The sequence below is a fragment of the Pseudomonas syringae CC1557 genome, from assembly GCF_000452705.1.
Taxonomy (GTDB): domain Bacteria; phylum Pseudomonadota; class Gammaproteobacteria; order Pseudomonadales; family Pseudomonadaceae; genus Aquipseudomonas; species Aquipseudomonas syringae_F.
Genome location: NZ_CP007014.1, coordinates 2,362,506 through 2,375,534, shown reverse-complemented (window position 1 = coordinate 2,375,534; position 13,029 = coordinate 2,362,506). Strand labels below are relative to the sequence as shown.

The 13,029-nt window shown below is 60.1% G+C and carries 10 protein-coding genes and 1 tRNA gene; 4 read left to right on the top strand and 7 right to left on the bottom strand.

The window, feature by feature from the left end; genetic code table 11:
• Nucleotide 1: 1 nt before the first annotated feature.
• Nucleotides 2-1,489 carry a SulP family inorganic anion transporter gene (locus N018_RS10910; protein WP_025389561.1) on the bottom strand — a complete coding sequence of 496 codons (1,488 nt, stop codon included), beginning with the start codon at nucleotides 1,487-1,489 and terminating at the stop codon, nucleotides 2-4.
• Between the two features lie 419 nt (nucleotides 1,490-1,908).
• Between N018_RS10910 and mapR the strand changes: the two genes are divergently transcribed.
• Nucleotides 1,909-3,318: a GntR family transcriptional regulator MpaR gene (mapR, locus tag N018_RS10905; protein WP_025389560.1), complete on the top strand. Its 1,410-nt coding sequence runs from the start codon at nucleotides 1,909-1,911 to the stop codon at nucleotides 3,316-3,318.
• A gap of 88 nt (nucleotides 3,319-3,406) precedes the next feature.
• On the top strand, nucleotides 3,407-3,574 hold the full coding sequence (locus N018_RS27755) for a hypothetical protein (RefSeq protein WP_195757173.1): 168 nt from the start codon (nucleotides 3,407-3,409) through the stop codon (nucleotides 3,572-3,574).
• Nucleotides 3,575-3,807: 233 nt separating this feature from the next.
• Here the strand turns inward: N018_RS27755 and N018_RS10900 are convergent.
• The 6 genes from N018_RS10900 to N018_RS10875 form a co-directional block, all read right to left on the bottom strand.
• Nucleotides 3,808-3,883: transfer RNA gene (locus tag N018_RS10900), tRNA-Asn, on the bottom strand.
• Between the two features lie 131 nt (nucleotides 3,884-4,014).
• The gene (locus tag N018_RS10895) at nucleotides 4,015-4,866 is read right to left on the bottom strand and encodes an energy transducer TonB (RefSeq protein WP_025389559.1); all 852 of its coding nucleotides are present in this window, start codon (nucleotides 4,864-4,866) and stop codon (nucleotides 4,015-4,017) included.
• Nucleotides 4,863-5,309: a protein TolR gene (gene tolR / locus N018_RS10890; RefSeq protein WP_024645547.1), complete on the bottom strand. Its 447-nt coding sequence runs from the start codon at nucleotides 5,307-5,309 to the stop codon at nucleotides 4,863-4,865. The genes N018_RS10895 and tolR overlap by 4 nt, the downstream gene beginning before the upstream one ends.
• 9 nt (nucleotides 5,310-5,318) lie before the next feature.
• Nucleotides 5,319-6,029 (bottom strand): protein TolQ, encoded by a 711-nt coding sequence (gene tolQ, locus N018_RS10885; RefSeq protein WP_025389558.1) that lies wholly within the window; start codon nucleotides 6,027-6,029, stop codon nucleotides 5,319-5,321.
• Between the two features lie 54 nt (nucleotides 6,030-6,083).
• Complete coding sequence (locus N018_RS10880) at nucleotides 6,084-8,012, bottom strand: phytase (protein WP_025389557.1); 1,929 nt, start codon at nucleotides 8,010-8,012, stop codon at nucleotides 6,084-6,086.
• Nucleotides 8,013-8,049: 37 nt separating this feature from the next.
• Nucleotides 8,050-10,566, bottom strand: coding sequence for a TonB-dependent receptor (locus tag N018_RS10875; protein ID WP_025389556.1), 2,517 nt, complete (start codon nucleotides 10,564-10,566; stop codon nucleotides 8,050-8,052).
• Between the two features lie 499 nt (nucleotides 10,567-11,065).
• Between N018_RS10875 and N018_RS10870 the strand changes: the two genes are divergently transcribed.
• Both N018_RS10870 and N018_RS10865 read left to right on the top strand, forming a co-directional pair.
• Nucleotides 11,066-11,980, top strand: a complete 915-nt coding sequence (locus tag N018_RS10870) for a GGDEF domain-containing protein (protein WP_024645543.1) — start codon at nucleotides 11,066-11,068, stop codon at nucleotides 11,978-11,980.
• An 8-nt stretch (nucleotides 11,981-11,988) separates the two neighbouring features.
• Entirely contained in the window at nucleotides 11,989-13,026 is a 1,038-nt protein-coding gene (locus tag N018_RS10865) for an AraC family transcriptional regulator (protein ID WP_025389555.1), read from the top strand.
• Nucleotides 13,027-13,029 lie beyond the last annotated feature (3 nt).

The window sequence follows — 13,029 nt, the reverse complement described above, 5'->3', positions numbered from 1 at the left end:
ATCAATGCCCCATCAATGAATCAATGCTGTCCGGCTTGTCGTGTACGCCAAACCGGTCCACCAATGTCGCCGTGGCGCGATTCATGCCTACGACGTCCACGCTGACACCTGCCCTTCGCAGTTTCATCACTACCTTGTCCAGCGCTGCCACCGCGGTGATGTCCCAGAAATGCGCCTCGCGCAGATCGATGGCCAGCGTTTCGAGGTTTTCCCGCAAATCAAATGACGCCATGAAGCGGTCAGCAGAGGCGAAGAACACCTGGCCGGTCACGTAGTAAGTGCGGTGACTGTGAAAGGGATCGCGCTGCGAGGTGACGTCAAGGTAACAGGCGATTTTGCTGGCAAAGAACATTGCGGCCAGCAGAGACCCGATCAGTACGCCATACGCCAGGTTGTGAGTGGCCACGACCACCACCACGGTGACCACCATCACGATGTTGGTCGAAAGTGGATAGTCTTTGAGGTTACGGATCGATCCCCAACTGAAGGTGCTGATCGACACCATGATCATCACCGCCACCAACGCTGCCATCGGAATGCGCGCCAGCCAGTCGCCGAGAAACAGCATCATGATCAGCAACAAGACACCCGCACTGAGGGTAGAGAGGCGCGTTTTTCCGCCTGATTTCACGTTGATCATCGACTGCCCGATCATGGCGCAGCCTGCCATGCCACCGATAAAACCGCTGGCGATGTTGGCGATGCCCTGCCCTTTGCACTCGCGATTCCGGTCACTGCCAGTGTCGGTCAGGTCGTCGACGATGGTAGCCGTCATCATTGATTCGAGCAGCCCCACGACCGCCAGTGCGGCGGAATACGGAAGGATGATCAGCAACGTGTCGAGACTCGGCGGCACCTCCGGCCACATGAAGGTCGGCAGACTGTCGGGCATCGCGCCCATGTCGCCCACGGTTCGCACATTGAGGCCCATGTAGATGGAAATCGCCGTGAGTACCAGAATGCACACCAGCGGCGAAGGCAACAGTTTTCCCAGTACAGGCACTCGGGGGAACAGATAGATGATCGCCAGACCGGCTGCGGTCATTGCGTACACCGGCCAGGTCACGTGAGTAAGCTCCGGCAGTTGAGCCATGAAGATCAGGATCGCCAGTGCGTTCACAAAACCGGTGACGACTGACCTCGAAACAAAGCGCATCAATGCCCCCAGTCGCAGATACCCGGCGATGATCTGCAATACCCCGCAGAGCAACGTCGCTGCCAGCAAATAGTGCAGACCGTGCTCTTTCACCAGGTTCACCATCAGCAGTGCCATCGCACCGGTAGCAGCAGAAATCATGGCCGGACGTCCGCCCACGAACGCGATGATCGTGCAGATACAGAACGACGCATACAGCCCGACTTTCGGGTCCACGCCGGTGATGATCGAGAACGCGATGGCCTCTGGAATCAAGGCCAATGCAACAACCAGCCCGGCAAGAACATCGGCACGGACGTTGGAAAACCACGCAGTTTTGATTTTTTCGAGCATAGCAATACCTATGGCAGACACGGCAGGACGCACAGCAACGAGTGCCGGACGAGCAACAGCATCAGTTTTCGATTGAATTAGGTGGAGGTGGCGGCGACCGCGAAACGGGCACAGCGACAGGCGACCGCAGCAATGGCGGTCAAGGTGTGGCGAGGGGGCGTAGCGCTAAGGCGGCGTAGGCAGCCAGTTGGTACGAGACAAACGTGTTTCCTTTGATGAGTCGAAGGACGCGGATATCATAGACCTATGCGTTTGAGGGGTTCAACCCGGATGACCCTGCGTGCTGTGCTGTTGGACGAATGGTTCCACATTTGAAAACCGCAAAGCGCCATCTGATACGTCTTTTTGCCCAAGCATTGACTCTGTTCGCCACTCCTCATTTCGCGCATGATGCACGCACTGCTCACAAGATACCGCCCATGAAACGCTACGAACAATTCGCCGCCGACATCTCGGAGATGATTCGCAGCGGCGTGCTGCCTGCCGGAGAGAAAGTCCCTTCTGTCAGGGTTGCGAGTCGCACCTGGTCGGTCAGTCCTGCTACGGTCTTCAAAGCGTATTACCTGCTGGAAGACAAGGGCCTGATTCAGGCTCGTGCGCGCTCGGGTTATTACGTTCGGGAGCATGTTTCCAACGCGCTGACCGAGCCGGAACTGGTCAGGCACACCAGCGAAGGCACGGAACTTGGGGTCAGTGATCTGATTTTTTCAGTGCTCGGCTCGCTCAAGGACCCGGACACAGTGCCCTTTGGCTCGGCGTTTCCCAGCCCGCACCTGTACCCGCTGCCGCGGCTTGCCAAATCGATGGCCTGCGCCGTTCGGACAATGACACCGACCGCCATCGTCAGTGACATGACCTCCGGCAACTCCGAGCTGCGCCGACAAATTGCCTTGCGCTACATGATCGGCGGCGTACGCCTGCCCGCCAACGAGCTGGTGATCACCAATGGCGCAATGGAAGCGCTGAACCTGTGCCTGCAATGCGTCACCGAGCCTGGCGATCTGGTCGCCATAGAAGCGCCTGCGTTCTACGCCTGCCTGCAAGTGCTGGAGCGACTCAAGCTCAAGGCTGTCGAAATTCCCGTGCACCCGCGCGATGGCGTGGACCTGGACTCGTTGCAGGACAGCCTGACCCGCTTGCCGATCAAGGCCTGCTGGTTCATGAGCAGCTTTCAGAACCCGCTGGGCGCGAGCATGACGCAGGAGAAAAAAGTCAGGCTCTACGACCTGTTGGAACAGCGGCAGATACCGCTTATCGAGGACGATGTCTACGCCGAACTTTACTACGGCGGCAAGGCGCCCCAGCCGATCAAAAGCCTGGACCGCAGCGGACTGGTGATGCATTGCAGCTCGTTTTCCAAGACTCTGGCACCCGGTTATCGCGTTGGCTGGGTGGCTGGCGGCCGCTACACCGAGCAGATCGATCGTCTGAAACTCATGACCACACTATCGCCCTCGGTCCCGGCCCAGGCCGCCATCGCTGATTACCTCAAGCATGGCGGCTATGACCGGCACCTGCGCAAACTGCGCGACACTCTGGAACTGCAACAAGGCGCGATGCTCGCCGCTGCCGCACGTTATTTCCCGACCGGGACTCGCGTGACCAAGCCGGTCGGTGGTTACTTTCTGTGGTTCGAATTCCCCAAGCAGGTGGATTCGTTGCAACTGTTCCAGCTCGCGCTGGCCCAAGGCATCAGCCTGGCACCCGGCCCTATTTTTTCCGCATCGCAACGCTTCAAGAACTGCGCGCGCCTGAACTACGGCACACCATGGGATGAACGCAGCGAACAGGCCATGGCGATGCTGGGGCGCATCATTGCGTCGTTTTGATCTTTCCTGGGACAGACCGCTTTGCGGCAACTGATCCGTATTTTTAAGCCGTTTCTGAATCTGTACCAGAAACTCACTGCACACGATAATGGCCGTGCATTCAAACGCGCATGCCGACCGCCAATCCCTGGCACCTGCGGCTTGCGACATGGCAGATCAGCAGGAGATTCTCATGGGCAAGCTCGGACTTTCATTGATAGGTTTTCTATTGCTGGCGATCGCAGTGGGCTTGCTGGGGACTATTTCGCCGTATTGAGGATGAGGGGCCCAAGAAAGCGCTCGTTCCTCACGATCCAGTGGGAATGCCTTTCGCTCTGTCACAGATCTGCGCCGCGACGCACACTCAAGAGTGGACGCGGAGCGTCCTGAGCATGCCAAGGCGGAGCATCGGCAGGAGAATCGGTGAGATTACCGCTGCAACGAAAAAACCCGCCATAAGGCGGGTTTCTTGGGGTTCAGAGGTTTTATACATCACCTCTGAATCATGTCTGGCTCCACGACCTGGACTCGAACCAGGGACCCAGTGATTAACAGTCACTTGCTCTACCAACTGAGCTATCGCGGAATGAGCGCTATGTTACTGATTCGGAAAAGGAAGTCAAGCGAGGCAAGAAAAAATCTTGCGTTTTCAGGCTGCTACGAGATTTGGCGCGAACGGGCCGCAGCTTTTCAGGCTCGCTGCGTCACGCGACAGCGCTACTTGATCCGGTAGTGAAACGTATTCTTCACCCCTGAAACGGTCACCGCCCTGCCCTCGACGATCTTCGGCTGATAGCGAAAGGTTTCCGCTGCCGCCAGTGACGGACGTATGAACAGCGGGTGGCAACTGCCCTGTACCTGTGGGTTGACCACCTTGCCCTGCGGTGACACGTCGTACACCACCGTGCAGTCCCCCTCGATGCCTTTATCCAGTGCCCGTTCCGGGTAGTCCGGGGCTTCTTTGCTCAACGGTTGATATTGACTGCTGTCGGCGGCAGCTTGCTGTTGTGCCTGCTGCGCAACTTGCGACTGACGGGCACGCTCAGCGGACTGGCGCGCCTGTTCGGCCTGACGTTGTTGCTCGGCCTGAACCTGCTGGCGCTGCTGATCAGCAAGGCGTTGCTGCTGTTGCGCTTCAAGAACCCGTTGCGCACTTTGACGCTGTTCAATTTCGCGCTCACGCTTCTGCTCATCCACCCGCTTGCGCGCCAGGGCAGCCTGTTCCAGTTGACGCTGCGGTTCGACCTGTGGCTTCGGGGTTTCGATGGGTTTTGCGACCGGCAGCGGCGCGGCGACGGGAACCGGCGGCGGAATCTGGGCAGGCTCGATAACCGCTGCCGGTGCTGCGGCCACTGGTGTGGGTGCGGGCGGCAGAATCAGTAGCTGGGTGGTCAACGTTCGAGGTGGCTCAGGCGGTTTTTCACGCACACTCCAGCCCAGCATCAACCCACCGAGCAGCGCCCCGTGCAACGCCAGCGCGACAGCCGCCGCCAGGCCATTGCTGCGGAACCAGAGCCAGTTCACCGATTCGCCGCGAGATGGTTCATAGCTGAGGGCCATGCTGTTCATTGAGGTGCCTCGGTCACCAGCCCCAATTGCGTCACGCCACTGCGTTGCAGCGCCGCCATGGCTGCGACCACGCGGCCATAGTCAGCCTTGTCATCGGCACGAATGAACACTTGAGTGTCCTGGCGCTCGGCCACGATTTGCGCGATGCGCCCCTGCATGTCTTCAAGGCTGGCAGCCTGATCGGTCTGCGACTGCGTATCAACGGTATCGCCCAGGTTCCAGTAGTAGCCGCCTTGCGCCTTGACCGACAGGGTCACGATGCGCTGCCGCGTATCGCTGGCAAGCGCTTCGCTGGCGACTTTCGGCAGGTCGAGCTTCACGCCCTGGGTCAGCATCGGCGCGGTCACCATGAAAATCACCAGCAGTACCAGCATCACGTCGATGTACGGCACGACGTTCATTTCGGCTTTCGGGCCATGTTTGCGTTGCGGTTTGACCAGCATGGCAAGTCCTCAGGCCGCAGCGGCCATGTTGCGTGTCAGGCCTTGCAGCGTGCGGTTCAGGCGCACCTGCAATTCGTTGCCAAAGGCATAGTAACGGGCGGTCAGGGTCTGGCCGCGCGCCGCAAAGCGGTTGTAGGCAATGACCGCCGGAATGGCGGCAAACAGGCCAATGGCGGTGGCGATCAAGGCCTCGGCAATGCCTGGCGCAACTGTCGACAGCGTGGCCTGCTGCACCTGCGACAGGCCGATGAAGGAATTCATGATCCCCCAGACCGTGCCGAACAGGCCTATATATGGGCTGACCGAGCCGACCGTGGCAAGAAATTGCAGGCCTTTTTCCAACTGCAACTCCTGCTCGCTGATCGCGACTTGCAGCGAGCGCTCGACACCTGACAGCACCACGTCAGGCTCGATGCCCGGACGCTGTTTGAGCTGCACGTATTCGGCGTAACCGGCGTTGAAGACCTGCTTGATGCCTTCAGTACCCCCTGGAGCCGAACGGCTCTCGGCATACAACGGAGCCAGTTCGGTTTCACTGCGAAAACGCTGCTGAAAGGCATCCAGCGAGCGCTCGTAGTGACGCAGGGCCAGGCTGCGCTGGATGATCAGAAACCAGCTGACCAGCGATGCGAGTAGCAGAATCAGCATCACGGCCTTGACCAGCAGGCTGGCATCGCTGATCAGGCCCCAGACGGTCATGTGTTCGAGGGTGGCGTGCATCGGGTAATCCTCTGTAGTGGAACGAATGATTAGCATCGCTTGATGACAAACGACTTACGGCAGCGAGAGGGTTTTCACGACCTCGGCCCATGGCACGAATTTGAAATTCTGTGCCTGTTCGGGCATGCGCTTGCGCCCGTCCTGAACCACTAGCATGCCCTTGCTCCAAGCGCCGCCCAGGTTCATGGAAGTCACCTCGATGCCATCGGTTTCAGACGTGCCGTCAATCCCGGCCTGTGCATTCAGGCCGACCCGAAAAGCGCCACGCAGCGCGTAGGGAGGCTCGGCATCGACCACCACGTAGCTGTCGTTGCCCTGACTGGAGATCACCAGATAGTCGTGGCTGTCACTCTGATACAGCGCCAGACCCTCGACGTCGGCATGCACCGCCTCGCCGACCTTGATCACGCTGGACAACGTCGCGGGCTGATCGGCGCGCGCATCGACTTCCCAGACACCGACGTCCTCTTCACCGAGAAACAGCCGTTGACGCTGGTCGTCGGCGACACAGCCTTCGGGCTGGGTCTCGACCTTGAAACGCCGCACCAGCTCGCCGTGTGCCTTGCCATCCGCTGCGCTGAGGCGGTATTGCAGAAAGCTGCCGTCTTTACCGTTGGCGAAGGCATACAGCTCGCCGCTGGCCGGCTTGAACAGGCAGACACCGTAGATTTCTGCCAGTGGCGTAGGGATCTCGCCCGCTTCGCGGACCACGCCACTGCTGCGGTCGATGCTGAACAGGCTCAGGCTGTTGCGGTCACGGTTGCTGGCCACCGCCAGATCGACCTTGCGCTTGCCAAGCATGAAGCCGGGGCGCACATCGACGTTGTTCAAGCGCCCGACCGGCAGTTCCTGCAACTGTTTGCCGCTGAGGTCGTAGGTCAGCAGGCCCTGTTTCTTGTTGGTGCCCAGCACTCGGCTCAGGGCCGGGTTTTGCGGGTTGATCCAGATCGCCGGATCATCGGCGGCATCGCCCTGCCGCCCGACCGGCTGGCTCTGGCTGAGCGGCATGACACTGGGTAACGGCGCAGCAGTAGCCACCGGTTGTGGCGCCCAGCTCAACTCACCCTGATAAAGGCGCTCGCCGTCGTTGTCGTTGACCAGCAGCTGCAAACCGACCTTGTCTCCACGCGCAGACAGGCCTTCGGGCTTTTTCAGGTTCATCAGCGACAGATCGGCCACCTGCGTCCAGCTCTCTGACTGCCCCTGCTGCTGATAAAGATGCAAGGACTTGCCTTTCGGGTCGAGCGCCAGCAACCCACCGGGGACCACAGCCATGGCACCCGCCGCCTGTTTCAGCTCGCCAAACGGCTCGCGCAGAGCCACCGGCTGACGAGCGACGTCCGCTTCTGGATGCGCCGGGTAGGCCCACCAGCCGATGTTCTGTTCATTGACGAACAGGCGGTGGGCAGCGTCGTCTGCCTGACAGAACTCAGCGTTCGGCGGCAGCGGCAGATTGCGCACCAGACGCGGCGTGTCATTCAAGCGGTCAGCCGCGCCCACCAGCCACTGCTCGCCCTTGCCCTCTTCGCCGACCAGAAACACGAAAAGGTTGCTGGCGTCATCGCGGTACAGGCACAGCCCGGCCACAGAATAATCACGGGCGGGCAAGTACAGCGGCTTCGTCCACTGCGTTGTCGCCTGGTCTAGCTGAGTCAGCATTGCCTGTTGGCGGCCGTTGTCCAGCGTCGCAACCAGCACACTGGAGCCTGTCAGGCGACTGTCGAGCCCCTGAAAGGAACCCGGCATGCTTGCCAGTTCGCGGCCCTGATCGTCCAGCAACAACAGCCCGCCCTTGACGCTCGCTGCCAGACGTCGAGCACCGTCACTGCCTGGTAAAAAGGCCACAGACTGCGCCTTGAACGCTGCCTTTTCGGCCCAGCGTGTCAGGTTCAGGTCGGTCGGAGGAGCGGCCTGCACAACTCCGGCCGCAAGACTCAGCAACAGCATCAGACCAGCCGGTTTGGGTGATAACGAAATCATCATGAACGGTGTAATCCTTCGAAGTGGCGCATCAGGTCGATCAGAAGTGGGTGAAGGTCAGGCCGACTTTGTAGGTCGGTCCGTACTCTTCGTACTGGCCGTTGTAGGCGCGATGGCCGCTGTAGACGAAATACGGCTGATCGGTAAGGTTCTGCGCCTCGAAGCTGACCTTGAGGTTTTTGGTCAGCGAGTAACGCGCGCTGAAATCGACGAAGGTCTGTGCGTCCACATACTGGTCATGATCCTTGTCACCGATGGCCGCCAGCTCATAGAGATAGGCCGACTTGTAGTTGGCCGACAGGCGCAGGCTGAGTGTGTCGTTTTCCCAGCCGAGCATGACGTTGCCGACCGTATTTGACTGGCTGGGCAGGTCGATATCGCGCTTGCGGTTAGTCCCGGTGCTTTGATCAAAGCCGTTGATGCTGGCGTCCGAGCGGCTGAGTGTGGCGTTGGCGCCCAGCAGCAAGCCGTTCCAGGGTGACGGTAACCAGTCCAGCTTCTGCGAGTAGGCCAGTTCAAGGCCATACAGCTTGGCCTTGTCGCCGTTGGCGAAGGAGTTGGCTTCGGAGAAGTTCGCCCATTGGCCGGTGCCCGCCAGGTCGGTGTTGTAAACGAAGTTCTGAATGTCCTTGTAGAACACGAACGCTGACACCGTACCGGCGCGGCCCATGAAATGCTCGATGCCCAGGTCCAGGTTGCTGGACTCCAGCGGTTTGAGGTTCGGGTTGCCGAAGGACGCTTCGTCATCGTCGATCACAAAACCCGGCGCCAGTTGGCCGAAGGTCGGGCGCACCACGGTCTTGGTCCAGGCGGCACGCAGCTGGGTGCTTTTGTCGATCTGGTAACGGGCGTGCAGCCCCGGCAGCCAGTGGTGATAGCGGCGACGGGTATCGCTGGCCTCGAACGTGCCGTCGCGTACACCCGTGCCTTTGGCGTCCATTTCCGTGCCTTCGTAACGCAGACCGGCGATGAAGCGCCACTTGTCGACGTCTATCGTGTTCATGAAGTAGCCGGCGTTGATGTCTTCGTTGATCTTGAAGTCATTGGCGCTGGATTCTGCCTGATCATAGGCATCGGCGGCATTCAGCCCGCCTACCAGCCCTTTGATCGCGCCGGGGCTGATGCCGCTGCCGAAATTGCCCAGTCGATAGTCGATGTTGCCTTTCTGAAACTGCGTCAGGTTCAGTTGTTCGTCACTGAAACCCAGATCATCGAAATCCTCGTATTTCCAGACTTCCAGATCGTTGCTCTTGTCGCGGCGACTGACCTTGCCGCCAAACTTGAACTGCGACGCATAGCCCTTGATGTCGTAATCGCGAGCCAGGTCGAGGCGCAGGTTCTTCTCGGTGTCCTTGGTGTACTGCTTTTCCCAGTCAACCTTGTCGAGGGTGAAGTTCGAATTGTCGTAGAAGGAAGAGCTGATGATCGGCCTCGGCTTGTCACGGTCGTAAAACCCGGCGTCGCTGAAATCATCGTTGCCGACGAACGTGGCCCCGGCGATGTGCCCCGGGCTGTCTTCGCTGGAGGTGCTGTAACCGGCCTGGCCGCTGAGGGTCCACAGGCCAACCATGCGCTCGCCGCCGAATACGTAGGACTGGATTTCCTGGGTTTCGGTGCGCGCCTTGAGCTTGCGGGTGCCCTCGGCATCGCCGGTCTGGCCTGCGCGTTGCGCATCGGCAAACTCGAAACCGTTGGTGGTGCGTACTTCGTCGTCCTTGAAGCGGCTGTACAGGGTGCGCAGGTAATATTTGCTGACGTCATCAGGCTTGTAATCGAAGTTCAGGCCGCCACCGGCGCGCTCTCGACTGATGTCGTAGTCGCGCTGTTCAAATGATTGCAGGCGCGAGCCGTCCCAGTCACCGCCGGTCTCGACGTTGTCGGAGCCAAAGTCACGCTTCTGCCAGCTCAGTGCAGCCGCCACGCCGAAGTTGTCGATGCCGTCGCCAAGGCTGAAACGATTGCTCGCCGCGCCGGAAAACTTGGGGCTGGTCTGATGGGTGTTCTTGTCGTAGCTGGCTTCGCTGCTGCCGGTGTAGAACAGGCCTTTGTGATCGAAAGCCGATAGGCTCTCGACATCGATGGTGCCACCCAGCGAGTTGGCGTCCATGTCCGGTGTCAGGGTCTTGATTACCGACAGCGACTGCACCAGTTCGGCGGGCAGCACATCTAGCGCCACGGCGCGGCGGCCACTTTCCGGGGCAGGCACCAGGGTGCCGTTGATGGTCACACTGTTCAGGTCGGGGGCCAGGCCACGAACGGTGACAAAGCGCCCTTCGCCCTGATCACGCTCGACGCTGACACCCGGCAGACGCTGCACCGCTTCGGCGACGTTCTGGTCCGGCAATTGCGCTACGCCATCGGCATGTACCACGCTTTTGATGCTGTCGGCACTGCGCTGTTCCTTAAGCGCATTGTCGATGCTCGCCGCCTGCCCGACCACTTGCACATGTTCGGTAGTGTCGGCGTCGGCTGCCTGCAAACGTTCGCTGGCAATGGCGAACGCCAGCGAGCCGAGGGTAAAACCAACCAGTTGAGCCCTGCTGCGACGCCTGTACATACGAGTCCTCCCCAGAATCCCGACCAGCCAGGCAAATGGCCCGGCAACTGGAGGCGCAAGCTAGAGTCGTGCAATGACGGTTCTGTGACAGGTCACGGGCAGGGGGACTGAAAACGCGGGGTTTGAGGGGGATTGGGCAGGTAAATGAGCTGATTTGACTTTCAGGCGACGCTGGAGATGAAGACCTGACTGACGCTCGGTGTGGCTATCGTACCAATGCTCCGCGTCGGCATGCATTGGGGGACGCTCTGCGCCGCATATCTGCAGCGTGCCACGGCATCCAGTAAAAAGGAGTCTCAGGCTTTAGTGCGGCTTGTATCCCGGACCGGGTTGCAGGAGGCGCCATGGCTGCAATGTGACGCAGAGCGTCATCGGAACGATCATCACCTGCAACACACGTGAGCTGATTCGACCTCCGGGCGTTCGCGTTACCCGTCACCCAAGTGTCATGTGCATCTGCTTTGCTGACCGACAACCAGCACCTCAGGAGCCGCGTTTCATGTTCAGGATCATCCAACCCCATCGCTGGAAACTCGCTGTATTGCTGATTGCTTCCAACCTGGGGCTGCTGGCGTTTCTGGCGTTTGGCGATATCAAATACGTCAGCGAATGGAAGTGGCTGGATATCGTTGGCGAAGGCGGCTCTGCCCTGCTGTCGCTGGTCTGGCTGTTTCTGGTGTTCAAGAGCCGTCCTGCCGGTCGGGTGACCAATTACCTGTCGGTGGGCCTGAGCTGCGTGTTCTTTTCGTGGTGGATCGACGCGCTGGACGAATTCATTCGCCTGCCTGCCGCGATCGAATGGGACCACTGGCTTGAATCGGGCCCAATGCCGGTCGGGCTGATCCTGCTGACTGTCGGTATCTACCACTGGCACCGCGAGCAACTGGCGATCAGTGCGCAGATGGAAAAGCGCGAGCGTGGCTTTCGTGAGCATCGGCTTTACGACAAGCTCACTCCGCTGGGCAGTGCCGACTACCTGAAACGCCAGTTGGTGGTGAGTCTGGAGCAAAGCCTCTGCGAACAGCAACCGCTGTCACTGCTGGCGCTGGACATCGACGACTTCAGCGCCATCAACCACGCCTACGGCCACGCCGAAGGTGACGAGGTGCTGTCTGCACTGAGCCATTTGCTGGTGCTCAACCTGCGGCGTCAGGACCTGCTCTGCCGCCTGGCCGGCGACCGTTTTGTGGTGCTGTTGCCCAACACCGGCGAAAGCCAGGCCAAGGTGCTGGCCCTCGAGCTGCAACAGGCCGTCGCCAGCCTGGCGCACAAGTCGCGGCAACAAGGTGAACGCATTCTGCTGTCGGCCAGCGTCGCAGTGGTGATGGCGCTCAACGAAACGCCGGACAACCTGCTGCGACGCCTCAACCTGTCGCTGGCCCGCGCCCGGCGTCCGCTGACGCGCACCGCCTGAGGCTTGCCGTGACCATCAAGAGTGACTGGTATGAGGCCGACAGCCGCTTCATTCCCGGTCATTACCAGCCTGCCACGCTCATAGACCTGGCGTTGTCACGCGGCATCGACAGCCATCGCCTGCTGAAAGGCACCAGCCTGTTCTACGAAGACATCGTGGCGGGCAAGACACGACTCAGCCCACATCAATTCTTTGCCTTGATCGGTAACGCACAACGCCAGATGGAAGCCGATGACACCAGCTTCCTTTTCGGTCAGCGGCTGTTTCCCGGTCACTACGGCGCAGCCAGCCATGCCCTGCGCCATGCACAGAATCTGCACCAGGCGCTGGAGGTCCTGATCTGTCAGCAAGCCGTGCTCAGCCCGCTGCTCACGCTGCGCCTGGAGCTGGACGAGCACTACGCCTACCTCTACTGGCTGGACAACTGCGGCGCGGGCGAACAACAACGCTTTCTGCTGGAAGCCGGCATGACTGCGCTGGTTGCGATGAGTCAGCAATTGGGCGGCGAACGCCTGCCGTGGGAATGCAGCTTCTGCCATGAGGAGCCGCGTTACGTTGAGCAATACTGGGTCCATCTGGGCGAAAACACCGTATTTGGCCGCCCGCTGAACATGATGCGCCTGCCCAGGCATTACCTCAGCCATTCATGGCCCGGCGCATCGCCTATCGCCGGTCAGGTTGCCCGGCAGGAAGCTGCGCAGCAACTCGCGGCACTCGGCATACAGGCCAGCCTGCTGGACCGCCTGCACGACCATCTGCGTCACCATGTGCGTGACGCTATTGGCCTCGATCAGGTCGCTCAGGCATTTGCCATGAGCCCGGCCACGCTGAAGCGCAAGCTCCAGAAACACGGCACCAGCTTTCAGGCCCAGCACGATCTGGCGCGCAAGCATGTTGCTCTGCACCTGTATCAGATCAAAGGAATGAGCAACGAAGCAGTGGCCGAATACCTGAACTTCAACGATCCGGCCAACTTCCGCCGTTCGTTCAAACGCTGGACCGGCAGCACACCGACCCTGATCCAGCGCTTGTTCAGTTTTGACTGAACG